This is a genomic window from Reichenbachiella ulvae (assembly GCF_025833875.1).
Taxonomy (GTDB): domain Bacteria; phylum Bacteroidota; class Bacteroidia; order Cytophagales; family Cyclobacteriaceae; genus Reichenbachiella; species Reichenbachiella ulvae.
The window spans coordinates 3411601-3436273 of record NZ_JAOYOD010000001.1 but is presented as its reverse complement, the minus strand read 5'-3'; the positions used below and the strand labels follow the sequence as shown (position 1 = coordinate 3436273).

Annotated in this window: 25 protein-coding genes; 9 read left to right on the top strand and 16 right to left on the bottom strand. The window is 39.7% G+C overall.

Annotated features, from left to right (window positions below):
* Positions 1-53 precede the first annotated feature (53 nt).
* Positions 54-521 carry an Lrp/AsnC family transcriptional regulator gene (locus N7U62_RS13690; protein ID WP_264138549.1) on the top strand — a complete coding sequence of 156 codons (468 nt, stop codon included), beginning with the start codon at positions 54-56 and terminating at the stop codon, positions 519-521.
* A gap of 292 nt (positions 522-813) precedes the next feature.
* Here N7U62_RS13690 and N7U62_RS13685 read toward each other — a convergent pair whose 3' ends face one another.
* The 4 genes from N7U62_RS13685 to N7U62_RS13670 form a co-directional block, all read right to left on the bottom strand.
* Complete coding sequence (locus N7U62_RS13685) at positions 814-1251, bottom strand: DUF1987 domain-containing protein (protein WP_264138548.1); 438 nt, start codon at positions 1249-1251, stop codon at positions 814-816.
* A 280-nt stretch (positions 1252-1531) separates the two neighbouring features.
* Positions 1532-2299, bottom strand: a complete 768-nt coding sequence (locus tag N7U62_RS13680) for a Rossmann-like and DUF2520 domain-containing protein (RefSeq protein ID WP_264138547.1) — start codon at positions 2297-2299, stop codon at positions 1532-1534.
* A 66-nt stretch (positions 2300-2365) separates the two neighbouring features.
* Entirely contained in the window at positions 2366-5371 is a 3006-nt protein-coding gene (gene secDF / locus N7U62_RS13675; RefSeq protein WP_264138546.1) for a protein translocase subunit SecDF, read from the bottom strand.
* A 99-nt stretch (positions 5372-5470) separates the two neighbouring features.
* Positions 5471-5842 carry a hypothetical protein gene (locus N7U62_RS13670; RefSeq protein WP_264138545.1) on the bottom strand — a complete coding sequence of 124 codons (372 nt, stop codon included), beginning with the start codon at positions 5840-5842 and terminating at the stop codon, positions 5471-5473.
* A 92-nt stretch (positions 5843-5934) separates the two neighbouring features.
* Here N7U62_RS13670 and N7U62_RS13665 point away from each other — a divergent pair, with 92 nt between their 5' ends.
* The gene (locus N7U62_RS13665; protein WP_264138544.1) at positions 5935-6873 is read left to right on the top strand and encodes a glycosyltransferase family 2 protein; all 939 of its coding nucleotides are present in this window, start codon (positions 5935-5937) and stop codon (positions 6871-6873) included.
* Here the strand turns inward: N7U62_RS13665 and rsgA are convergent, their stop codons facing one another.
* Together rsgA and N7U62_RS13655 are read right to left on the bottom strand one after the other, a co-directional pair.
* Positions 6874-7797 (bottom strand): ribosome small subunit-dependent GTPase A, encoded by a 924-nt coding sequence (gene rsgA, locus N7U62_RS13660; protein ID WP_264138543.1) that lies wholly within the window; start codon positions 7795-7797, stop codon positions 6874-6876. It lies immediately after the preceding gene.
* Between the two features lie 65 nt (positions 7798-7862).
* Positions 7863-8492 carry a peroxiredoxin gene (locus N7U62_RS13655; RefSeq protein WP_264138542.1) on the bottom strand — a complete coding sequence of 210 codons (630 nt, stop codon included), beginning with the start codon at positions 8490-8492 and terminating at the stop codon, positions 7863-7865.
* A 215-nt stretch (positions 8493-8707) separates the two neighbouring features.
* On the opposite strand from N7U62_RS13655, the gene N7U62_RS13650 reads away from it, so the two are divergent.
* The 3 genes from N7U62_RS13650 (at position 8708) to N7U62_RS13640 (ending at position 11667) form a co-directional block, all read left to right on the top strand.
* Positions 8708-9760: a DUF6588 family protein gene (locus N7U62_RS13650; RefSeq protein WP_264138541.1), complete on the top strand. Its 1053-nt coding sequence runs from the start codon at positions 8708-8710 to the stop codon at positions 9758-9760.
* Positions 9761-10339: 579 nt separating this feature from the next.
* Positions 10340-10795 (top strand): low molecular weight protein-tyrosine-phosphatase, encoded by a 456-nt coding sequence (locus N7U62_RS13645; RefSeq protein WP_264138540.1) that lies wholly within the window; start codon positions 10340-10342, stop codon positions 10793-10795.
* A gap of 2 nt (positions 10796-10797) precedes the next feature.
* Positions 10798-11667, top strand: a complete 870-nt coding sequence (locus N7U62_RS13640; RefSeq protein ID WP_264138539.1) for a fructosamine kinase family protein — start codon at positions 10798-10800, stop codon at positions 11665-11667.
* On the opposite strand, the gene N7U62_RS13635 is transcribed toward N7U62_RS13640, so the two are convergent.
* Positions 11654-12955, bottom strand: a complete 1302-nt coding sequence (locus tag N7U62_RS13635) for an aspartate kinase (RefSeq protein ID WP_264138538.1) — start codon at positions 12953-12955, stop codon at positions 11654-11656. The genes N7U62_RS13640 and N7U62_RS13635 overlap by 14 nt on opposite strands.
* A gap of 301 nt (positions 12956-13256) precedes the next feature.
* On the opposite strand from N7U62_RS13635, the gene fbp reads away from it, so the two are divergent.
* A complete protein-coding gene (gene fbp / locus N7U62_RS13630) occupies positions 13257-14246 on the top strand; it encodes a class 1 fructose-bisphosphatase (protein WP_264138537.1) in 990 nt (329 codons plus the stop codon).
* A gap of 55 nt (positions 14247-14301) precedes the next feature.
* On the opposite strand, the gene N7U62_RS13625 is transcribed toward fbp, so the two are convergent.
* Genes N7U62_RS13625 through N7U62_RS13610 form a run of 4 tightly spaced genes read right to left on the bottom strand, consistent with a single transcriptional unit; the run spans position 14302 to position 17044 of the window.
* A complete protein-coding gene (locus tag N7U62_RS13625; protein WP_264138536.1) occupies positions 14302-14613 on the bottom strand; it encodes a hypothetical protein in 312 nt (103 codons plus the stop codon).
* Complete coding sequence (locus tag N7U62_RS13620) at positions 14614-15042, bottom strand: DUF5606 family protein (RefSeq protein WP_264138535.1); 429 nt, start codon at positions 15040-15042, stop codon at positions 14614-14616.
* A gap of 38 nt (positions 15043-15080) precedes the next feature.
* A complete protein-coding gene (yihA, locus tag N7U62_RS13615; RefSeq protein WP_264138534.1) occupies positions 15081-15677 on the bottom strand; it encodes a ribosome biogenesis GTP-binding protein YihA/YsxC in 597 nt (198 codons plus the stop codon).
* 41 nt (positions 15678-15718) lie between these two features.
* Entirely contained in the window at positions 15719-17044 is a 1326-nt protein-coding gene (locus N7U62_RS13610) for a hypothetical protein (protein ID WP_264138533.1), read from the bottom strand.
* Between the two features lie 125 nt (positions 17045-17169).
* On the opposite strand from N7U62_RS13610, the gene N7U62_RS13605 reads away from it, so the two are divergent.
* From N7U62_RS13605 to spt, 3 genes are all read left to right on the top strand, one after another.
* Positions 17170-18285 (top strand): DegT/DnrJ/EryC1/StrS family aminotransferase, encoded by a 1116-nt coding sequence (locus tag N7U62_RS13605; protein ID WP_264138532.1) that lies wholly within the window; start codon positions 17170-17172, stop codon positions 18283-18285.
* Between the two features lie 106 nt (positions 18286-18391).
* Entirely contained in the window at positions 18392-19513 is a 1122-nt protein-coding gene (locus N7U62_RS13600; protein ID WP_264138531.1) for a GNAT family N-acetyltransferase, read from the top strand.
* A gap of 79 nt (positions 19514-19592) precedes the next feature.
* Positions 19593-20825 carry a serine palmitoyltransferase gene (spt, locus tag N7U62_RS13595; protein WP_264138530.1) on the top strand — a complete coding sequence of 411 codons (1233 nt, stop codon included), beginning with the start codon at positions 19593-19595 and terminating at the stop codon, positions 20823-20825.
* Between the two features lie 52 nt (positions 20826-20877).
* Here the strand turns inward: spt and N7U62_RS13590 are convergent, their stop codons facing one another.
* From N7U62_RS13590 to N7U62_RS13570, 5 genes are read right to left on the bottom strand one after another with little or no spacing between them, the layout of a single operon-like run.
* Positions 20878-21906: a potassium channel family protein gene (locus tag N7U62_RS13590; RefSeq protein WP_264138529.1), complete on the bottom strand. Its 1029-nt coding sequence runs from the start codon at positions 21904-21906 to the stop codon at positions 20878-20880.
* 12 nt (positions 21907-21918) lie between these two features.
* Positions 21919-22638 (bottom strand): DUF6048 family protein, encoded by a 720-nt coding sequence (locus tag N7U62_RS13585; protein ID WP_264138528.1) that lies wholly within the window; start codon positions 22636-22638, stop codon positions 21919-21921.
* Positions 22610-23071: a DUF6452 family protein gene (locus tag N7U62_RS13580; RefSeq protein ID WP_264138527.1), complete on the bottom strand. Its 462-nt coding sequence runs from the start codon at positions 23069-23071 to the stop codon at positions 22610-22612. Before N7U62_RS13580 ends, N7U62_RS13585 begins: the two co-directional genes overlap by 29 nt.
* Positions 23072-23101: 30 nt before the next feature.
* Positions 23102-23887, bottom strand: a complete 786-nt coding sequence (locus N7U62_RS13575; protein ID WP_264138526.1) for a hypothetical protein — start codon at positions 23885-23887, stop codon at positions 23102-23104.
* Positions 23884-24636 (bottom strand): UDP-2,3-diacylglucosamine diphosphatase, encoded by a 753-nt coding sequence (locus N7U62_RS13570; protein ID WP_264138525.1) that lies wholly within the window; start codon positions 24634-24636, stop codon positions 23884-23886. Before N7U62_RS13570 ends, N7U62_RS13575 begins: the two co-directional genes overlap by 4 nt.
* Positions 24637-24673: the final 37 nt, after the last annotated feature.

The window sequence follows — 24673 nt, the reverse complement described above, 5'->3', positions numbered from 1 at the left end:
ATATTTGACATTGATATATATGATTTAAGTTAAAAGTAAAATTATTTAAATGCATGGCTGTAGATAAGAGTCAAATTAACGAAGTGGATTGGGCGATCATGAGGCGTTTGGGTGAAAATGCCCGAGTACCCTTCTCGACAGTAGCCAAGGAGCTGGGTATATCCAATACGATGGTCCATCAGCGCGTGAATAAGTTGAGGCAGTTAGGCATATTAGAGAATGCCACCTATAGGTTTAATGCTTCGGTGCTTGGTTATTCTACAGAGGCTTTTACTCGGATCGATATCGCAAATGCTAAGTATATACCTAAAATCGTGAAGGAATTGGAGAGGATACCTGAGATCATCGAATGCTGTAATATCTCGGGTAAGTATGCCTTGTTGATCAAAGTGATGGCCAGGGATAACAACCATCTGAGGGATGTGCTATATGGTAAAATCCACGATTTGGAGGGGGTAGTGGGTACTGATACCAACATTTCCTTTGAGACGGTATTTCAAAAGAACGTCCCTTTGAAATAAAAAAGGCCCTGCATATCTGCAGCGCCTCATACCACCTTAATTAAATTACTTTTGCTCTTTGCTTTCAATATCTCTTTCTCATAGCGCCTCTGCCGACGGTGATTGTATCACCTCCCACAATCTCTCTCACTACAAAGAAGCAAAGTAATCGCTATATCATTACGCTCAACATGGCGCAGGCAAATACGAATCCGTAGGTTACCAATGTGCCAATACATACTTGAGCTATTGTTCTTACTGCTGATTTGAATTTAGGCTTCATAACTTTTCTTTTTTAATGCTGAATGAATGCTTAAGCTGCTTTTCCGTCTTTACCGCCATCTTTGTCGGTAATTCCGCCAAGCGTATTGATCACCGGTACTTCTTTGAAATTGAATTCGTACTCGAAGAAAGAGCTGAAATCCTCTCCTGCTTCTTTCATGTCTTCGTCTTCACTTTCGTAGTACCAATTCACGACTACTTTTTTGCCAAGTTGCTCAATGCTTTCTAATTTTCTTAATATCATAAATAGGCATTTGCTTGAACTTGTATTGAAGTATTCAAATGCCATGTTCACCGTAAGCTTGCTTACGTCCAGTTGCACATAGCTATCTATGTTTTGTAAGAGCACATTGTAGAATGCCAACGCATTTTCTGGGCTGGATTTACCCCTTACATCCAACAACTGATTCTTTGGATTGAAGTATACTGATGGAGTAATTCTAGACGGTCTTATAAAATATCCTTTCATAGCTTAGTGGTTATTAATGTTATGCTATAGTTTATCAAAAATGGTTCTTCAAAATTGCCGCAATTGGCTGGCTAATAAAATACAGGATTTTCGTAATTAATTTATTAGGGGTTTTGTTGACACCTGTTCGTAATTAACTAATAAAAATTCGCTAACTGCCTTTTTTATCCAAAAAAGAGCCTTTCGGTCATAGGAAAATCAAGGTGCGAGTAGGGGATTTTCTTATTTTTACTTTTAGGGAGTGAAAAAAAGCAATTCTTTTATACTCAACTGAGTTCTGCTATTTTGCAGTTTTTGAGCTCAAGATGTACTTTGTTAGGGTTTGGTAGAGTTCTTGAAGCTCAGGACTTTGCTCTAATAAATGCTTCTGTTTTTCTATCGTAACCTGATCTTCTCGCTGTGCCGGACCGGTCAGTGATTCATTGGCTCCTTTTCGAAATACATTTTGAATTGACTGTAGGACCAGTGGTTCGATTAGATTTAGCTCTTGCCCCATTTCACTGAGTATTTGTTCAGCAGCATATAGCATCCGATTACTAAAGTTGCTGGCGAAGACTGCCGCCAAATGAATTTGTGCCCTGAAGGCTGAATCTGCAGCTATTACATTATTACTCAATCTTCTGGCCAGTGCTTCTGTTGCCTTAAAAGTATCCGGGTCAGTTGCTTCTATTAGGAGAGGCACATTTTGGAGCTGGGTGAGCTGTCCCTCGGCAAAGGTTTGGAGGGGATAGAATACTGCAGATCTCTTTTTATTTAATGAATCCAATGGAATGGTGCCTGAAGTGTGAGCCAGAATTGCATCGATTGGTAGATCAATCTGCTCAGCTATTTCTTCTATTGCTGAGTCGCTTACTGCCAGAATGAAAAAGTTGGATTCGCTATCTGTAAAGTCTAGTTGATGTGGGAACCGGACATGAGGGTGATTAAGAGCAAGCAACTTTCTATCCTTTTCGTTTCTAACATATACTTCATGCAATACTTCAATAGCGAGCATTTCTGCCATTAAGCTTTTCGCTACTTTGCCACCACCGATGAGCGTTACTTTCATGTGATAAAAGTAAAAAGCCCCGACCAATGGACGGGGCTCTTGTTTCAAATTATTTCAATTTTCGAATTAGCTCTTTTTCTCTTTATTGAAATCGATTACTACTGGAGTAGCAATGAAGATAGAAGAATAAGTACCAATCAAAATACCAATGATCAGTGCAAATGAGAACCCTTTCAGTACAGCTCCACCGAACAAGAACAAGATCACTACTACAATCAAAGTAGTAAGAGAGGTGATCATCGTACGGCTAATCGTGCTGTTGAGTGCTTCATTGAAAACTGGTTTCATTTCAGAACCTTGTCTTAGCCCAAGGTTTTCTCTCACACGGTCAAATACTACCACCGTATCGTTGATAGAGTAACCAATGATCGTCAACATCGCCGCGATGAATACCTGATCCACTTCGAAAGAGATTCCTGCTAAGTTGGCGATTGCAAATGCAGACAATACAAATAATGTATCGTGGAACAATGCAATGATCGCACCCAGACCGAATTGCCATTTTCTAAATCTGATCAAGATGTATAAGAAGATCATGATCAAGGCGAAGGCTACAGATTCGAAAGAAGCATTTTTGATGTCATCCGCAATTGTCGCACCTACTTTAGATGAACTAGCGATGGTGAAGTCTCCTTCTCCTGCCTTAGTGTCGTCTACTACATAGCTCAATCCAGTAAAGTCTGAAATTCCAGCTACCAATGCTGATTTTACAGTTGCATCAGCTTCATCAGACTCATCGTTGATCATGTAACTGGTCGTTACTTTCAAGATGTTGTTGGCGCCATAAGTTTTTACCTCTACACCAGACTTTTCAAAATCATCTGCCAAAGCAGTTTTCAATTCTGAAGGAACTACCGGGTTTTCGAATGAAACCACATAAGATCTACCACCAGTGAAATCCACACCATAAGTCAATCCTTTGGCTAACATCGCAACGATACCAATGGTGATGAAAATCCCTGAAAAGATGTAAGCTATTTTTCTCTTAGAGATGAAATCAGCATTGATATTCGTAAGGAAGTTCTTAGCGAATGGAGTAGAGAAAGAAATTTTGCTCTGGTCTCCCTTTTTAGTCATCCACTCGACAATCACTCTAGTAATGAATACAGCAGAGAAGAATGAACAGATAATACCAATGATCAATGTGATCGCGAAACCTTTAACTGGTCCTTGTCCCAGGAAGTAAAGGATAAATCCTACTAATAAGGTAGTAACGTTCGCATCTACAATAGAAGAGTAAGCCTTGCTATAACCAGCAGAAATCGCCTGCTTAACTCCTGATCCGTTGCGTAGCTCTTCTTTGATTCTCTCAAAGATCAGTACGTTCGCATCGATAGACATACCGATGGTCAATACGATACCCGCGATACCTGGCAATGTCAAAGCAGCACTTAGCTGAGCCAAAATTCCGAGGATGAAGAATACGTTGAAGAAAAGTGCCAGGTTAGCTACCAATCCACCTTTAGAGTAGTAGGCGATCATGAAAATAATCACGATACCCAGACCGGCCAGGATAGAGATGATTCCTTGCTCTTGAGCAACTTTACCCAGTGTAGGTCCGATCACTACGTCTTCTACGATAGTTGTAGGTGCTGGAAGGCTACCTGCTTTCAAGATGTTTGCTAAATCTTTTGCCTCTTCCAGAGTGAAGTTACCAGTGATCTGTGAACTACCACCTGGGATTTCACCTTGTACGTTAGGGGCAGAATAGACATAGTTGTCTAGCACGATGGCGATTCTTCTGTTGATGTTTTCACCAGTCAATTTTTTCCACTTCTTCGCACCTTCTGCATTCATGTTCATGCCGATAGATGGAGCAGAACGCTGATCCAATTCCTGTCTTGCATCTACAATTACTTCACCTGTCAATGGCGCTTTGCCACCTCTTGCAGTTTTGATTGCATATAGCTCGATGAATTCGTTTTGATCTACAGTTACCTCCTGTGGTCTGATAGGCTTCACTGCCCACAAGAACTTCATGTTAGAAGGAATCGTCTTCTTAACATCTGGGTTGTCCAATACACGATTGATTCTAGCGGTATCTTTTAGATTGTAGATCAAGCCGTATTGTGCTTGCAATAAGCTGAACAATGGAGACACATTAGCTGCCATAGCTGCAGAATCCAATGCAGTACTGTCGCTTTCTAGCTGAGCCGCTAGATCTTCTGCAGAATCCAATTCTGCCTCTGCGGTATCATCGCTTAATAAATCATCGATGTTTTCTGTTTGTGCTGGTGCAGCTTCTTCGCTATCATCGGACAACAAGTTAGAAAGCTCCTCTTTCTTCTGATCCTTAACAGCAGCGTCATTCATGGCTTGTAGGGTAGGGAAGATCTCATTGATCTCATATACTTCCCAGAACTCTAGCTTTGCCACGCCTTGCAATAGTTTTCTTACCCTGTTTGGGTTGTCCACACCAGGTAGCTCGATTTGGATACGGCCAGTTCCCTGTAGTCTCTGGATGTTTGGCTGTGATGTACCGAATCTGTCAATTCTAGTTCTAAGGATGTTGAAAGAACGATCGATTGCTCCATCTACCTCTTCGTTGATCAATGCCAATACTTCCTCGTCAGAAGTGCTTAGGCTGATACGACCTCTGTTGGCAGCAGTAGCGAATACGCTTGCCAAAGATTTGCTTGGAGCAATTTCTTTGAAAGAGCTCGCAAACTCAGTAACGAAATCCAGCTGCGTTCCTTTGATTCTAGTTTTGGCCATATCCAGAGCCTTGAGGAAGTCAGGGTCTTTACTATCACCGCTGATACCTTTTACGATTTCAACAGGTGAAACTTCCAAAGTCACGTGCATACCCCCTCTAAGGTCAAGACCTAAGTTGAGTTCAGTTTCTTTGATTTCCTGATAGGTAAATTCAACTCCGAAAAGGTTGTAAACGGGCTCCTTCCAAATAGAATCCAGATACTGTTGCTTTTTAGCATAGTCTGTTGTGTTGTCAACAGTAGCTGCTGCTGTAGCCTCTTCGTTGATTCGCTGTGCTACGAATGTAAACGAGAGATAATAGATACAAAGTAGCGAAACCACTATCGTGAGCAGTACTACTCCTCCTTTATTTTTCATCGGTATATAATGTTAAATATGTAATTATTGTTTGATTAAAAATCTTCAATGAGTGTGAGTGCCTTTTGAGAGAAAGGCGATCGATAAGTAAGGGCGAACTTAGGGCGCGTTCGGACTAATAATGAAATTGAAAAGCACTCTCAGTAGTTTCTGAGGCAACTTCTCAACAAAGTCGTGATTAAAGTTCGAGACGAAATCTCTGAATATGATTTCGGTATCCAGCAAATCATAATCGATGCTGGTCACCTGAATCTGAGCGGCGGGAGCCACTGCCTCCAGTGCAGAAATTTCTTCCTGCTCGTTTGATCTGTCCTCTTGCTTTTCGTCGCTGCTCTCCTTTTTCAGTTCGCAGCATTGGTGATGCTTGATATATTCCTTGGCGATCGGTTGCCCGATCACAGCAATACCCACTAGCATCCCTAGTATCAGGATCAGTGCATTGCGTTTCGATATATCATGCAGTATTTTCATATTGGGACACGAAAGTAGATAAATCTATAAAAGATTGAAAGGAATGTAGGATAAAAACAAGGCTAAGAGTGGATTAACTTTATTTTTGAGTCATGGATCAACCCCTGGTATCGGTCATCTGTCTTTGTTATAATCATGTGCGATTTGTTCTCGAATCGTTAGAGTCTGTGCTTAACCAAAGCTATCGTCATATTGAGATGATCATAGTGGATGATGCCAGTTCGGATGGAAGCAAAGAGATAATCCAGAACTTTTTAGAAGAATATCCTGATGTGCCTTTTATCAATCTGCCGAACAATGTGGGTAACACCACTGCATTCAATCAGGGATTGAAAATGGCAAAAGGCAAATATGTCATTGATTTGGCATGTGATGATGTGATGCTGCCAGATCGAATCGAAAAGCAGGTAGCTTTTTTCGAAACTCAGCACGAAAGGGTAGGAGTGATATACTCTGATGCGGAATATATAGATGAAGAAGGGAAGCACATCAAATTTCATTTTAAGAAAAAAAGGTATGAAGCTAAAGAAGGGGATATATATAAGGACTTGATCGGTGATTATTTTATTCCTCCTCCCACGATGATGATGAGAAAGAAGGTTCTGGATGAATTAGATGGCTATGACGAGGACTTGGCTTATGAAGATTTCGACTTTTGGATTCGTTCTTCTAAGATGTGGCATTATGCTTTTCAGCCCGAATTACTTACTAAAATCAGAAAGGTGACGAATTCTTTATCCACTCAGTTGTACACTAAAACCGATTTGCAATTGAATTCAACGATTATGGTTTGTGAAAAAATCATGGAGCTGAATCAAGAGCCAGAGGAGGACCGTGCACTTGTCAAACGATTGAAGTATGAAGTGAGACATGCCTTCCTGACTGGGCATCGAGATCAAGTTATGAGAATGATGGAGATGCTAAGAGAGCTGAAGGGGATGACCTTTCTGTATTATGTGCTAAGCGCTGTAAATCTGGGATGGAATTTGACCTGGTTAAGAAGGTTGATACACCTAATAAAATACGGCTGATTATCTTCGGTTGTCATCACCGATGAGCATGCTGAGGTAGCTGTCATACCTGCTCTGTGATATTTTTCCTTCCTGATAGGCTTCTTCAATGGCACAGCCAGGTTCATGGGTGTGGGTGCAGTTACTAAACTTGCACTGACCTAGCAATTCTCTCAACTCAGGGAAATAGTGACTGAGCTCGTCTTTTTCTATCTCTGCCAATCCCAGCTCCTTGATGCCCGGAGTATCTATTATATAGGAGTCGGTATTTAACTTGAATCTTTCTGCAAAAGTAGTGGTGTGGACCCCTTTGTTGGCAAAGTCAGAAATCTCAGAGGTCTTCTGTTCTGCATCAGGAATCAACTGGTTGATGATTGTGGATTTACCTACACCCGAATGCCCAGTGAGAAGAGAAGTTTTATTGGCTAATTCTGATTTTAAACTGAGCACATCTTTTTCTTCCAATGCTGATATATAAAGCACACGGTAACCGAGTGCTTCGTATTCTGTCATTTTGGCTTTCAAGCTCTCTAATTCGTCTGCAGAGAGTAAATCAATCTTGTTGCAAAGAATGACTGCAGGAATACGGAAAGCCTCTGCTGTGACTAAAAACCTGTCGATGAATCCAAGCGAGGTTCGAGGTGTGCCTACCGTGGCAACTACGATCGCTTGATCGAGATTGGAGGCGATGATGTGACTATGACCTTTTTTCTTGGGAGAGACTCGAATGATGTAATTGTCACGTGGGAGGATGTCAGCAATGATCATGGCGCTACTGTCACCTTTGTCTTCGATGAGTTCGACTCGATCACCTACCGCTACTGGATTCGATATTTTTTTATCCTGTAGTTTGAATTTGCCTTTGAGTCGGCAGTTATGCATTTGGCCATCTGCGGTTTCCACCTGATACCAAAGCCCCATCGATTTACTTACTATTCCTTGCACGGCCCAAAAATAAAGAAACCGCCCCAATGCTGAAGCGGTTTCATTGCTTATCTCTTGAGAGAATCTTAGTGCTTAGATAGGTAATCAGCTACACCATCTTTAGTGGCTTGCATAGCATCTTTACCTTCTTCCCAGTTTGCTGGACATACTTCACCGTGCTTTTCTACGTGGTGTAGCGCGTCAACCAAACGGATCATTTCATCGATGTTTCTTCCTAATGGAAGGTCATTGATCGTTTCGTGTCTTACAGTTCCTTCTTTGTCGATCAAGAAAGTACCTCTGTAAGCGATTGGTAGACCGTTGAAAGAAAGGTTTCCTTCTTCATCGTAATCCCAATCTCCAGCCAATACACCAAAGTTGCTAGCGATAGTTTTAGCTGTGTCAGCTACCAATGGGTAAGTTACACCTTCGATTCCACCTTTGTCTTTGGCAGTCATCAACCATGCAAGGTGAGTTTCTTCTGTATCAGTAGAAGCTCCCACTACAGCGACTCCTCTTTTTTCGAATTCCGCCAATTTCTCTTGGAAAGCCAAGATTTCAGTTGGGCATACGAAAGTAAAATCCTTTGGGTAAAAGAAGAAAATCACTTCCTTTTTACCAATGTATTGATTCAATGAAAATGACTCAACTATTTCTTCTCCATCAATTACCGCTGGGGCATTAAACAGAGGTGCTTTTTTTCCTACTAATGACATAATTTTTTCCTGTTTATTATTATGAATAATTACTTGGCTGCAAATTTATGATTTGACCATTCTATAAGACAGGTCAGCGAATAAATTTTCTTTATGACCCTATAGATTTTTTATTAGACTAAAATATATGTCTTGCTTTAGAGTTAATTCATAGAGAATATGGAGATTTATACAATTACCTCTATTTTTAGGTCGCAAAACCAAATACGGATACTATGAAATTGAATTTAATTAAGCGCGGAAGTCTATTAATGGTAGGCTGTATGCTTGGAACTACATTATCAAATGCACAGGACTTGGGAGATATGACTGCTTTCTTGCAGGCTGGATCCGAAGACGCAAGTACTTATATGGGGAACTATCTAAGTCCAGTATTCAAAGGCTTTGGATATGGAACTGCCAATGGTTGGTATAACACAGCTAAAGCTCACAAACCACTGGGTTTTGATTTAACATTTACACTTAACACATCATTTGTTCCAGATAAGGATCTCTTTTTTGATATTGTTGAAACTGACTATAATAACGTAACATTAGTTGATCCAAATAACCCAACTACATCCACTTTATTCGGAGATGAGACTACAACTACTATTTCTTCATCCTATGATCACCCTGATGGGACTGTTTCTGCAGAGTTCCAAACTGCAGCAGGTTTAGGCTTGAATGATTCTTATAACGGAATGGTTCCTGCGCCAATGATTCAATTAGGGATTGGACTCATCAAAAACACAGATCTCAAGGTTAGATGGATGCCTACTCTGAAGGGACAGGATGACTATGGTAATGAGTCTAGAGTAAGCATGTTTGGATTTGGTTTGATGCATGATTTTAAGCAGTGGATACCAGCTATCAAGCATATACCTGTTGATATGGCTGTTATGGTTGGGTATAACCGTATCAATTCTAGTGCAGGACTTTGGACGAATGGAGATGTGATGACTGTAAGTGAAGATGCGGAAGGCTCATTTGCAATTAATTCTTGGACTTATCAATTGTTAGTTTCTAAAAAACTTTCTGTATTGACAGTTTATGGCGGTTTAGGATATAATGATGTGCGTACCAACTTGAACCTAACAGGTGATTATACAATTGACGAAGGACAGGGGATCGTATTGACTGACCCAATAGATGAAAAATTTGATAGTAAAGGAATGAGAGGGACTTTAGGTCTTCGCCTTAAGTTGGCAGTAATAACCATTCATACTGATTATACTTTCCAAGAGTATAATACCCTTACTGCAGGGATTGGTGTTTCAATTAGATAAAATATTAAGGTTACACGTACACATACTTAAAAGCATCTCCGATCGGGGATGCTTTTTTTTGTGCTTAATTTTCTGATAGGTACAAAAACAAAAAGCTCCGAAGTGACTCGGAGCTTTTTCATTTTTGATAAAAATGTTAAACAGGTGTATGAATAAAATTTGTGTTATGTACTGTTATATACGCCGAGCAAAAAGAAAGTAACCCCTAAGAGTAAAAAAAGATGAAAAAAAAGAAAGGTTTTTTTAAAATGATCGATTGGAGCCTTTGAGGCTATTTTTTGTAGTGGGAATTAATGACAAAAACAGAATCTTTTGTTTGGGACTTTAATACTTTTTCGGCCAATACCCGATCTGATTTGCTGATTTTACTAGCAAATAGAATAATGAATAACAGGAAGATTTTGAGAATGAACGATAGTTCAGATTTCGCTTTCCTAGACATGGGTTGTGCATTAACTTTCCAAATATAAATGTAGAAATTAATAATGCTCTATCTTTTTTGAATTCGATGAATGCCATGAATAACTGGATCAATGAATTTGAAAACGGGCATATGTTAGACCAAAGAACAAAGAATGGATGAAAAAGGTATTGTTTGTATGCTTAGGGAATATATGTAGGTCTCCATTGGCAGAGGCGGTGTTTAATCAAAGTGCTAAAAAACATGGGTATGAAGCAGATTCTGCTGGTACAGCAGCCTATCATATTGGCGAAAGTCCAGATCATCGATCTATTCAAGTGGCCAAAGATCATAACGTACCGATCGCTCATAAAGCCCGCCAGTTTGTAGCAGAGGATTTTGAACGTTTCGATTATGTGATCGCCATGGATAAGAATAATTACCGAAACATGAAGTCGCTGGCGAAAAACGATCCTGCGAACCTTTACATGCTTAGGGACTTTGATCCAGAGGCTGATGGAGATTTGGATGTGCCAGATCCATATTACGGAGGATATGATGGGTTTGAGCATATTTATCAAATTATTTCCAGGTCCGTGGATCGACTCATAGCGCATATAGAAAAGGAAAGCTAGAAGTGCAATCATTTTTTCAGTCTGTAATTGGGGAAGTTTTTGGTGTTGAGCCAAATGAATCAATACCTGTACACCATGTCGGTGGAGGCTGTATCAATCAAACAGGTTATTTCGAATTTGAATCTCAACGCTACTTTCTAAAATGGAATGAGGGAGTAGGTGACTTGTTCGAAAAGGAGTCCAGAGGCTTACAGTTATTGGGCGATGCAGGTGTCATCAAAGTCCCAAGGGTAATTGGATTAGGTGAGGTTGAGGGAATAAATTATCTCTGTCTGGAGTATTTAGAACCCGGCAGATCGAGCCTTCGGTTTTGGGAGCGGTTTGGTGAGCAGCTCGCTGGCTTGCATAGAAACTCCTCAGATCAGTTCGGTCTAGATCATGATAATCACATCGGACGTTTGCCTCAGTCGAATCAATGGCATTCAAGCTGGGTGGATTTCTTTATCAAAGAAAGACTGGAACCACAGTTGGATATGGCTTCTGGTAGTGGGCTGGTAAGCGCCAGAATTAGGAGTCAGTTTGATAAATTGTATAATATACTCCCAGATTTGGTGCCCGAAGAAGCACCCGCTTTACTACATGGAGATTTGTGGTCAGGCAATATGATGGCTGCTAAGGGGGAAGTGCCAGCCATCTTTGACCCGGCAGTATACTATGGTCATAGAGAAGCAGAAATGGCGTTTACCAAAATGTTTGGAGGATTTGATCAACAGTTTTATCAATCCTACCATTCCAGTTTTCCTCTGCAGCCTGGATATGAAAAAAGGGTACAGATTTTTAATCTATACCCTTTGTTAGTTCATGTCAATTTGTTTGGGTCTTCCTACCTTTCAGGTATCCAACAAACCTTGAATTACTTTACTTCTGATTAGCCTTTTGAGCCGTCAGCTCTATATGCTTCTTCTCTGGAACATAAAGTAAATGGAATACTTTTTTCGTTTTCTGCTTCAAGATCACCTCGTTTCTGTGGTAGATAGATCCAAGCGCAGCATCATCATATCCTATGATGGTAAGTAGTTCCAATCCTTCTCTTACTTCGATATCAAATTCATCTTTCAAGCTTTCTGTTAATCTTTCTACTTTGTCGAATTTCTTATCGATACAGATAGCAAAACTAACCGCAGAGTTCTGCATCAAATTGACTTTGATGTTGTGCTGATCCAAAGCATTAAAAATGATGCTCAATTTCTTTTCGTTGATGAACGTAAAGTCAGTCACGCCAAATTCTATAAATACCTGCTTGGTTTTTACAATAAATGAGGCAGGGTGCTTCGCAGCGTGACCTTTTCCGATTACTGTTCCTATATTTTCTGGTTCAGTAAATGGTCTTACATATAGCTTAATCTTAGCTTGTGCCAATGGTTTAATTGTACGTGGGTGGATGATGGATGCACCGTAGTAGGTCATTTCAGCCGCATCATTGTACCTCAATTCAGGAATTACAATCGCCTCTGGCATTTTTCTAGGATCGGCAGTCATTACCCCAGGTACGTCTTTCCAAACGGTCACTGATTCCGCATCTAGACAAGTGGCGAAGATGGCCGCACTAAAGTCAGAACCTTCTCTTCCTAAAGTGGTGGTTTTACCAACACTATTGGAACCTATGAATCCTTGTGAAATCACCATTCCGTCTTTGGTATAGCTAGGGATCTTTTTAGAGAGGTTCTTTTTGGTCATATCCCAATCGACACGTGAGTCTGTGAAGTTCAGGTCTGTTTTGATGTACTTTCTAGCATCGATCCAGGTGGTCTTTCTTACATTTTCGTTTAGGTACTCTCTGATGATTCTGGTTGAGAGTAACTCTCCCTGGCTTACGATCTCACTATACACTTCTGCATAGCGCTTTCCTTCAGCTTTTTGTAGGTAGTTTTCTATACTATCGAATATTGATTCGATTCGATCGTATAGCTCGTGCTCATCCTCTTCCATCAGATCTTTAGAAATTTCCAGATGGAAATTTTTGATCCACTCTAGTTTGGCTTTCCAATCTCCTTTATCAAAAAACAGTTGCAACAATTCTTCGAGGTGATTGGTTGTCTTGCCCATGGCCGAAACCACGATAACTAGCTCTTCCTCGCAAAATCGCTTGATTACATCTGCTACATTTCTTACTGCTTGTGCATCTTTTACCGATGCGCCTCCAAATTTGAATACTTTCATCTGTATTTGATTTTAAAGTATCACTGCTTTTCTTTTTGACTATCAATCAAAATTACTTGTAGTGATCATATAGTTAAATCCTTGATCTATCGATCTGGGAATATTGTGTTTAATGGTTCGGGAGACTTTAGCACAAATGTTATTTCGTGTAGGTGTCGGAAACCCGAACTGGGGCGCAAAGTTAGAGGGCAGCAGTGAATATAGAAAGTTTTTGCGCTTTATTTGGTGGATAATGCACGGTCCTTGACCGATAATAAAGACTTGAAACCCATATATTTGCTTAACCCAAAACTAATTTCAAATGAATAATAAAACCCTCGTCGGATCTACCATAGGTACCACTCTGGATAGATTCATTAACAAAAAACAGTCAGAGTTTCCTTTTGCAACAGGAGAGCTCAGCCAATTGCTGCGTGATATAGCATTGGCAGGAAAAATCATCAATGTCGAAATCAATAAATCAGGCCTTTTAGATATTGCGGGTGCATATGGTACCACCAATGTGCAAGGAGAGGAGCAGCAAAAACTTGACGTAATTGCCAATATCCGTTTCATCCGTGCCCTTAAGAATGGTGGGCAAGTTTGTGCCATCGTTTCGGAGGAGGATGATGAAATCGTGGAGATCAACCAAGATAGCAATTATGTAGTGGCAATGGATCCCCTCGACGGTTCGTCCAATATTGATGTGAATGTGTCTATAGGAACGATTTTTTCCATTTATAGGAGAGTTTCTCCTAATGGAAGCCCCGTGTCAAGGGAAGATGTGCTTCAGAAAGGCCAAAAGCAGGTGGCGGCTGGATATATTTTATATGGTTCTTCGACCATGATGGTATACACTACCGGTCACGGAGTGAATGGATTTACTTATGAGCAATCTCTGGGTGAATTTGTACTTTCTCATCCAGATATAACATGCCCTAATGATGGTAGCATCTACTCGGTCAACGAAGGCTCCTATTTTAGTTTTGAAAAAGGTGTGCAGCAATACATCGAGTACTGTAAAGAACAGCGCTATTCGGCCCGATACATTGGGTCACTGGTTTCGGATTTTCATCGCAATATGTTCAAAGGAGGAATTTACATTTATCCTAGAACTGACAAAGCACTGAATGGAAAGCTAAGACTGGTGTATGAATGCAATGCTCTGGCATTTATCGCAGAGCAAGCAGGCGGTGTGGCTACAGATGGTGAGCAGCGTATTATGGATTTGGACCCATTGGAACTGCACCAGCGTACGCAGCTTTTTATTGGTTCAAAAAAAATGGTGGAGAAGGCAGAAAGCTTTTTGTAATCCTTCCCTATAACCTTAACAAAAAAGAGACCAGTTACATCTGGTCTCTTTTTTGTTAAAAGTCTTTGTACTTTTCTCTTGTTTCTACCTTGAGAAGCTCTCTCTTGATGACCTCTTTGGCCAGGAGAATACTAATATCTGCTGGAGGAGCAGTAGAGATGATCTGTTTGAATTTTCCTTCATCCAAATCGATTTTGTAAAAGGCAGCCATCAGACGATCCATGTCACTATTGAGTAAGCGGCCAATAATGATGGCTAATTTGTGCTCCAGCTCGGAAAAGTCGGAGGTTTCAAGTGCAAGCTCGTTTTCTGGCAGCTGAAAATGCTGACAAATAAGAGGGACACACTTTCCGACTTCCTGATTCAATTAATTTTCTTTAGATTTTTCTTCCTCCTTTTTTTCTTCAAAAAGTTCAGGATGCGAGGCACTCAAGAGGTTGTACCAGGTGACTAGTTTTTTGATGTCAGAAACGTAAACGCGCTCTTCATCATATTCTGGAAGAATATGGCGTAAAAATGATTTCAATTCTTCTGGGTCAGAGTTGCTAGTCAACCCTGTATCTCCATCGAATTCTGAATGAATTTTCTTCATTACATCTTCTAATGGGCTTGAGCCTTCTGCATCAGTGGTGTAAATAGAAATTTCTCCAAGGATGGATACTTTTGAATTCATATTTACTACCAATTTTTTCTTTTGGTCGTCCATTGTTTCTAGGATCACTCCACCTCTCGTAGGTGCAACCACTGTGAATAACCCTCCCTTGCCTGATACTGTCGCTATTTCGTTGAAATCCATTTGCTAATCGTTTATTGGCCGCAAATCTAATACATAGTTTAGAGACTCTGATTGATTTGATCGATGTAATCAAGTATTTCCTTTTGCCCCACTTTTTGAGCCGAAGAACTCACAAAGTTGGGAGGAAGTTCGTCCCAGTTTTTCTTTAGTTCGTTTTTGAATGTAGAGATATTCGATAATATTTTCTTGCTTCCAGGCTTGTCAGCTTTTGTGAAAATAATACTGAATGGAATGCCATTTTCTCCCATCCAATGGATGAATTCCAGATCGATGGCTTGTGGTGGAATACGTGAATCAATGAGAACAAAAACATTGACCAGATTCTCCCTTTTTGTCAGGTATTGCTGTGTCATTTTTTGCCAGTCCTCCTTTAGTTTTTTACTGACCTGAGCCCAGCCATATCCAGGTAGATCCACCAAATACCAATGGTCATTGATGAGAAAATGGTTGATCAACTGTGTTTTACCTGGCTTACCAGAAGTTTTGGCCAAACTGGTTTTATTGGTAAGCATGTTGATCAAAGAGGACTTACCTACATTTGATCTGCCTATAAAGGCATATTCAGGACTGTCGGTTTTTGGGCACTTGAGATAGTCTGTGTTACTAATAACAAAAGTTGCTGACTTAATTTTCATAAGTGCAAAGCTAGAGTAAAGCAATGAATATTTCCGGGGTTCTATTTTTTAGCCTTCTGATCAGATTTGGATGGGAAGATTAAAACTAAAAAAACACTGTAGAATGGCATAACTGGTATTTTGTATCTCATCAGAGTGCCAAAGTTATAAGTGCTGACACCTACCGCAAATGCAAACATTAAGGCAAAGCTTAGGCAAAATAGGATAACGGGGGAATTGAGTTTTTTGATTAGGGTTTTGAGAGGAGTTTTGTATAATACCCAAATGGTCAAAAGAAGAAATGCTAAGCTCTCCATGGCGGCAAGTAGCATTAAAGGATTTTTTACCTCCCAAACCCAGGGCCGAAATAAGGTGACAATTATACCTGAGGGAGCCAATCGTATCAAGCTGCCTAAACTACCATCTAACTCTCCTAGTGTGTATCCTGAGTTGTCTCCGTGCCTGGCACCCCAACCATAGCGTATGTCGTATGCTGTGATCATAGCAGTCTCTCCAATTTTGTCTAGCGCATACCTGGAGTCATCTTCAGCCACCTCCTCTAATGCCAAATATCCTCCTCCTAAAAAGAGGCTAATGAGAATTGGGGCTATCATTAATTTGACCAAAGTGTTTTTAACAGTGGAGATATATCTGATGTATAGATAAAAACAAGCTGCCACTATGAAGCACAACAAGATGTAAATCTTAATGGCATAGATAACCCAGGCCATAAATACTAGAATGAGGATGTTTGCTAAGGAATAATTGTTGGTCTGGAATATTCTGAAAAGTGCAAATGTCATCCAGCACAAGGCAGCCAGCGTGATACTGTCTTTGAGTATCCCAGATCCCCAAAAAACGACTGAAGGAACAAATAATATTGAAAAAGCCAACCAGCGAGTCTTGTCGGGGTATATTTTTTGGAATATGCTGAAAACTGCCCATTGCCCGCTGAAAGCAAAGGCTGCAAAAAATAAGGCAGTAGAGGAATATGTGCCAAAGGTCAGTAAATCAAAAGCAGCAGCAAGTTTGATAATAGCCATGGATGCCCTATCCTTAAACATCCAAATTTTCGATGTGTAGGCATAAGTTTCTCCATTGTAGTTGCCGGGTTCTTGTGTGAATAGTTTGAACCCCACGATGGGATCATCCATAAAAGCCTCCCAAATCCAATGGCTCCCATGGGTGTGAAAAGTAAAAGTGTCTCCACCCCCATAATAAAACTGATAAATCAATCCGAGAGCAATGGCGCCAATGAATTTGAATAATAATGCCGGGATAAAGTAATTGCTGGTCTGACTGTTGCTAAAGTTGGATCTTAGGAGATACGCCGCAATAAGGAAGAGTAATAAATAAATGGGCGTTATGATTAAGTCCTGTTGAGTCACTTAGATTATTTGATCAATTAATCATCAAATCTAAGCATTTAATCCTCTAGTTAGTAGTTGAGATTTCACCTGTAGAGCCAATTTTTTGATTCAAAATTTAAGTGAATGAGTAAATTGCATCTCTAATGGAGGTTCCCTTTTTTGATCTAACTAGGCAGCATGCTGCAATTGAGAATGAATTGTTTTCCGTGATGGAGGCAGTGATGAATTCTGGTCAATTTTTGAATGGGACATACTTGTCTCAATTTGAAGATAGTTGGTCTCAGTACCTAGGAGTGGAACATACAGTAGGAGTGGCGAATGGCACGGATGCAATTTATTTGACACTAAAGGCACTTGGTATTGGTTCTGGAGATGAAGTGATTACTACGGCCGTGTCCTGGGTTTCTACAGCATCAGCCATTGTAAATGCTGGAGCCAAACCAGTATTTGTTGATGTGGACGAATCAGGATTGATGAATCTTGACTTGATAGAACACATGGTTAGTTCGAAAACCAAAGCGCTATTGGTAGTTCATTTGTATGGTCAGATGGTGAATGTTGTCAAGGCAAAGGCCATTTGCGACCGACTGGGCATCATGTTGATCGAAGATGCGGCACAGGCTCATGGGGCGAGTTTTGATGGGGTCAGTCCTGGTCAATTATCGTCAGCTGCTACATATAGCTTTTATCCAACCAAGAATCTTGGGGCCATAGGTGATGCTGGAGCAGTAGTTAGTCGAGATAGAGAACTTGCTACAGAGATTCGGAAATTGGCCAATCAGGGTGGCGTTTCAAAAAAAAATATCGAGAGGATAGGTATTACGAGTCGATTGGATGAATTACAGGCGGCAATTCTCTGTGCGAAACTTAAATACTTGTTTAGATGGAATGAAAGAAGAGTTGAAATAGCAAGAAGTTATAATGACATACTGAAACAGTGTGCGGGAATCAGTTTTCTCAAAAATTATTCAGCGTCTCATCATGTCTATCATCAGTATGTGATTCTCAGTTCTAATCGAGATGAATTTATCTCCTATTTATCTGAAAATGGAGTGGGGGTTGATGTTCACTATTCGCAACCACTGCCAGAGTTGCCTATGTTTCATGTTGAAGGCAACTCCTTCCCGGTTGCGAAAAAAATAACACAAGAGGTCGTTTCTTTGCCCATTTTTCCTGAATTAAGGAAAGTTGAAATAGAACACATCTGTAGAGTCATTGGCCATTTTCTCGACAAAACGCGGTCCCCGACAGTTGATTGAAAAGGTTGTAGGTTGAAACATAGTCAAACGAATCAATATATAAATTGATGAATCATATATCTTTGCGGAATGTTTAATTTCTCCTGTACCTGCAATAACTTCTAGAATGCTTACGATCAAGAAAGTTTCCAATAAGAGTGATTTAAAGCGATTTATTGATTTTCCTCATGATTTGTATGCAAATGATGACAATTATGTGCCAGAGTTGTTTTTAGCTCAAAAGGACATGATGGACAAAAAGAAATACCCTTTCTTTAATCATTCTGAAGCAGATTTTTTTATAGCACTAAAAGGAGAAGAAGTAGTAGGACGAATTGCTGCAATCAAAAACAACAATTACATCGAGTACACAGGAGAAAACTCTGGGAGTTTTGGTTTTTTTGATGTTATTGAGGATTATGAGGTTGCCAAAGCTTTGCTGGACAAAGCAGCTGAATGGGTGGCTTCCAAAGGAGTTGAACAATTTACTGGTCCATACAATTATTCCACTAATGAGACTTGTGGTGTTTTGGTAGATGGATATGATCATCCACCAACAGTTATGATGACGTATAACAAGCCTTATTATTCTGAATTTCTAGAGAAATATGGTTTTGAAAAAGACATGGATATATTATCCTACAAAATCATGACTGCCGATCTACCTGATAAATTGGTTCGTATGTCTGACTTGCTTAAAAGTAGGCTAGAAACTAAGGGGGTTACGATTCGAAAAGCTCGTATGAATGATTTCAATGGCGAGATTGATCGGGTTTTTAAGATTTATAACAAGGCTTGGGAAAAGAATTGGGGATTTGTACCGATGCTTGAGGAAGAGTTTAAGCATACAGCAAAGGATTTGAAAATGATCCTAGATCCTGATTTTTTATTAATCGCTGAGGCAAATGGAGAACCCATTGGTTTTTCCTTGAGTTTACCCGATTTTAATATGGTCTTAAAAAGGCTAAAAAGAGGTCGTTTGCTGCCTTTTGGGATTTTTAAACTACTTTATTACAAAAGAAAGATAAATCGAGTGAGGGTTATTACCCTTGGGATTGTCGAAGAATATAGGAAGCTAGGAATAGACGCCTACTTCTATTATAAGTCTTTCGAAGAAAGTCAGAGGAAAAACCATGAGTATGGTGAGGCCTCTTGGGTTTTGGAGAGCAACGAAATGATGAATAACGCGTTGAAGAAGATCAACGGAAAAGTATATAAGAGGCACAGATTGTTTAAAAAGGCGATCTAACTCACTTTAAAGAAATTATTGATAAAAATTAAGAGTGCCATTCCGGGTGGTGCTTTTAGCAAGTAAACTGACTTATTGAATGAGTATTTTAAAAGAACGTCTTGCAAAATTTACCTATGCTGATGAGGTTAAAAATGCAGGACTGTATCCTTACTTTCGAGAAATCAGCTCTGATCAGGATACAGAGGTGATGATCAATGGTAAGAAAGTTCTAATGTTTGGCTCTAATAGTTATTTAGGACTTACGAATCATCCGAAGGTAAAAGAGGCAGCGAAGGAGGCAGTAGATAAGTATGGTACTGGTTGTGCGGGTTCTCGATTTTTGAATGGGACGTTGGACTTGCACATTGAACTTGAAAATAAACTTGCAGAGTTTTTTGAGAAAGAAGCTGCCTTGATTTTTAGTACAGGTTTTCAGACTAATTTGGGCGTAATTTCCTGTTTGACTGGTCGTAATGATTACATAATCATCGATGAATTTGATCATGCCTCTATTATAGACGGAACTCGATTGTCATTTTCAAAAGTGGTGAAATATCGTCATAATGACATGACCTCTCTTGAGGCACAGTTGGCCAAATTGCCATCTGATGCGGTTAAAATGATTGTAGTAGACGGAATCTTTAGTATGGAAGGTGATATTGCTAAACTTCCTGCAATTGTTGATTTAGCCAAAAGATATAAAGCCGAAATTATAGTTGATGATGCTCATGCCGTTGGAGTAATTGGAAAAAATGGTTCTGGAACAGCCTCTCATTTTGGTTTGGTTGATGATGTGGATTTCATCGTAGGAACGTTCAGCAAGTCATTGGCATCATTGGGTGGATTTGTTGCAGCTGATAAGGTTGCGATTGACTTTATGAAACATCATGCCAGGTCTTTGATTTTTTCTGCTAGTATTCCTCCATCATCAGCTGCAAGTGCACTGGCAGCTTTGGATCTCATGAAGAATGAGCCGCAATTGATGGAAAAACTCTGGGACAATACCAATTACGCCATTAAGAGTTTAAGGGAATTGGATTTTGAGATTGGACCTACTGAGTCTCCTATTATACCAATTTATGTAAGGGATAATGAGAAAACCTTTCAGGTAACTCAGTTCCTCGTTGAAAATGGGGTTTTTGTCAATCCAGTTATATCTCCTGCCGTACAAAGCGGAGATTCTTTGATTAGATTTTCTTTGATGGCTTCCCATACCCATGAGCAGATTGATTTTGCCTTAGAGAAATTAATTGAAGCAAGAAAAGTGATTCAATTTGGTATAGAAGCTGAGCAGGAGATTTTGATGCCTAAGACAGCAGTAGCCAAATAAGGAGATAGAAAATATTGAAAGTAGTAATAAAGCCCGGTTCATCGGGCTTTATTTATGCAAGAAAATGGCCTTTGAAGGATTTTATTTCTTCGAGTTGTCCAATGATAATGATCACTGTTTCTGTCAAAAGCTTTTCATGTGAATTAGGATTGAAAAGAAATTTTTCCTCTCCTTTTCTAAGTCCTAAAATGGATACACCGCTAACCTTTCTAATATCTAATTCACCGATGCTCTTGTTTACAAATTCACTTTTGAGATCTTTTATGTGAATTTCCTCCAGTTGAAGCCCATTCTCATCGGATCCAGATAGACTTTCTAGATAATCTATGACTACTGGTTTGGTGATGTGCTGGGCCATGTGCAAACCTCCAACCGCATCGGGCATGATCACCTTATCTGCGCCAGCTCTAAGCAATTTTTTCTCGGAGCTTTCTTCTGAAGCTCGTACTATTATTTTGATGTCTTTGTTGAAATCTCTGGAAGTCAAAGTGAGGAAAACGTTTTCCGCATCATTAGGAAGTGAAATGATGATGGATTTTGCAAGAGCAATTCCAGCGGTCTCAAGTACTTCGTCCGAGGTAGCATCTCCTTGCACCACTTTGAAACTGGTGTTTTGAACAATTGAATTGGCCAGTTCTTCGTCCCTTTCAATGATTACAAATGAGACATTGCTATTTGCGAGTTCTTCACAGGCTTTGGCACCATTTCTACCATATCCACATACTATTACATGGTCTTTCATTTTTTTGACTTCTTTATGGTACAAGTACTTCTTATAAATTTGATTTAATTCTCCTTCGAAAATATAAGTGGAGATAACAGACACAACATAGGCAAAAATCCCCAAGTTGAGAATGATATAAAAACTAGCGAACATTCTGCCATCAGCCGAAAGCGGGTGGATTTCATTGTAGCCAACAGTCGAAATCGTGATGATAGACATGTAAAAGGCCTCTGCTAGATTGTAGTTTTCGATCCAAATGAATCCTCCTACCCCTATTGAAAGGGATGCAAATGATAGAATAATTGCGAAAATGAATCGATTGATTCTTCGTTTTTCGAAAAGGTTCAATTGCTTCATTTGGATTGGAGCTTAGTTCGAATCGTTTTCGTCCTTTACTTTGATTTTCCTTGGTTTGGCAGGAATTGGTTTGTCCCTGAATCCTAATCGGTAAATGATATAATAGTTGAACCCGAAAGTCGCGGAGCTAGAGGCTCTTCCAAAACCTGGAATCTCATACGCTTCTAATACGCCTTCTCCTGAAAGTTTTTTGGCCATCTTAAAACGAATGGTGTAGCCTAAATAGATCGGTCCAAATATCCGTGCCTGTATGCCTAGATTGGCTTCAAACCATCTGGCAGTTAGATTGTCGTTTTTAAAGCTTAAGTCCTGTTCACCCCAAGCTGACTGTATTACTCGGTAATCTATTTGATCTGAAAAGAGAGACTGAGCATAATTGACACCAAAAAAAATGCTACTTCTGTTTTTATTGTATGGTATAAGATTCGCTTGAGGCCCAACTCTAAAAAAATATCCTGAACTGCTATAGTTGAAGCCGTTTCCTGATGAAGATAGGTCACTTCTACCACCATCTAATGCAAGGTAGAATTGGTCGAAATCAATCTTCGTTTGAAACTCAGATTGAATATCTCCTGAAATCAAGCGTCCAAGCCCAACAACATCGGCAGAAAAAAACACCTCTGACGGTTTCCAATCTCGCTCGCGTTTTTCATATATATATTCCTGAGCAGATAGGGTTTTAGTTATAAACAGAAGACTGAAACTAAAAAATATATATTTTGATATTTTCATTAACTTCTTTGTCAATTATTGGGTCAGTCACACTAATCGAATCGAAGGTGTGAGTGACGATTTTCAGTTCGCTAAATTTGAAATAGGGCCCGCACTCTTCCGATAGCCAGTCCAGTTTTCTTTGATAAGTGACGGTCACAGAATCAATACTCACACCGGTCACAAAGTAATAGGACAGTGTGTCAACGGATGGGTTGACTGGCATGTTGAATAAGGCTAACGTGTCCGCTCGGTTGTATAAAATAGAGTCACTCCCGCTTGCCTCAATCAAATCATACTTAACCTCAGTTTTTTCTTCCGTTTCATTATCATAAAACACAATCTTAACAATGCTTTCTGGTTGCTCAAGTGCACAATCCGGATCGTTGGCACAAGCGAAAAGCCACATCGAAGCGACCAGACTCAATCCAATATGTCTTAGTTTAATTTTCATTCAATTCATTGAAGTCAATTGGGCGCTAAGTTAGTCATATATACTTAATCCTGTGGGATGCAAAAGTATCAGCTGAGACCCTGTATAACGAATTTTTTGTGCTTTTTGATTTGGGATCTGAAAGCGTCGTTTTTCATGATTGTATAGGTTGATCAGTACGAGCTCTTCTTTGTTCTTAAAATAGAGTTCATCTTTCCAAAAGGAGGGCTCATTTGGTGAGTCTATATCAAATGAATAAGTGTAATTCCCGAGATTATCGAAAACATATATTTTCTGATAGTTCTGAATAAGGTACGTTCTATTGTTATGACTTTTGAGTTGTAATTGATCCGTTTTTGATTGATTCAGGATTTTTGCGAGGCTTTTGGTTTCAAGAATTCTTTTTTGAATTGGATCGACTAGTTTCATTGAGAGGTCGCCAAGATTGATTGTCCATAGGTTTTGATTGAGGTCTGGAGCTAGATCCGAAACAAAGTTCACGTCATAATTTGAAAAATTGATAGTAACCGGGTCTGATAAATAGCGATTGAGAAGGACTGCCTCCTGAAAGTCCCGATAGAACAGAAATACCTTGAATTGACTATTGATGTCTATTTGATCTACTGGTTGATTAAAGCTAGGAGAATACTCTACCAATAGTGCTCCCTCTTTATTGTATTTAGAAACTGTCCCATTCGATTGAATGGTATAAATGTCTCCTTTGTGATCAACTTCTATTTGTTGGAAATCACCTGCTATTTCTTTGACCAATTTCCATTGAGCTTTGGCCTGAACTGTTGACGACAGAGACAATAAAAACAGAAGCCAAAACCTCATTCTTGAAAACGTTTTAGGTGTAAATCTTTCCCGTCAAATTCGGCATAAGAGTAATGGTGGATCCAATCGCCGAGGTTGCAATACAGGCCTTCTTCGATGGTCTCTGTTCTGGCAACATGACAATCGCCATATATGTAAAAATCATGAGGAGAGTTTTGGTGTAGCTTGTGGCTATGGTCTACCAAATGTTGATCTTCATGTTGTCCAAGTTTACTGTCTTTACTCTTGCTGGACCACCAGTCTGCAAGTGCGATTCCTATATCTGGATGTAGCCAACGAAAAAGGTATTGACATATGGGGTTGGTGAATACCGCCTTAATTGCTCGAAATTTTTTATCCTTTGGATCTAAACCATCACCATGAGCGATGTAAAATTTTTTGTCATTTAAGCTAAATGACTTGGGGTGATGTATGATGTTAGCCCCTAGCTGTTCTTTTAAATAATCTTTTAGCCACAGGTCATGATTACCCACAAAGACAATGATGGGGATTCCTAGATCAGCCATGGTTGCTAGTTGTCCGAGAAAACGTATATGTCCTTTAGGAATTGATTTTTTGTATTCGAACCAAAAATCAAATAAGTCTCCAACCAATACTAGTGCTTGCGCATCGTTAGTAATTGATTTTAGCCAATTGACAATCTTTTTTTCCCGGGCAATTGAAGAGACGAGATCAGGTGAGCCAAGATGAAAATCACTGGCGAAATATATCTTTTTTCCGGGTTGTAGTTCTGGGATATGAAGATCCATCAAAAAAAATTGGGGCTTGATAAAAGCCCCAATTTAA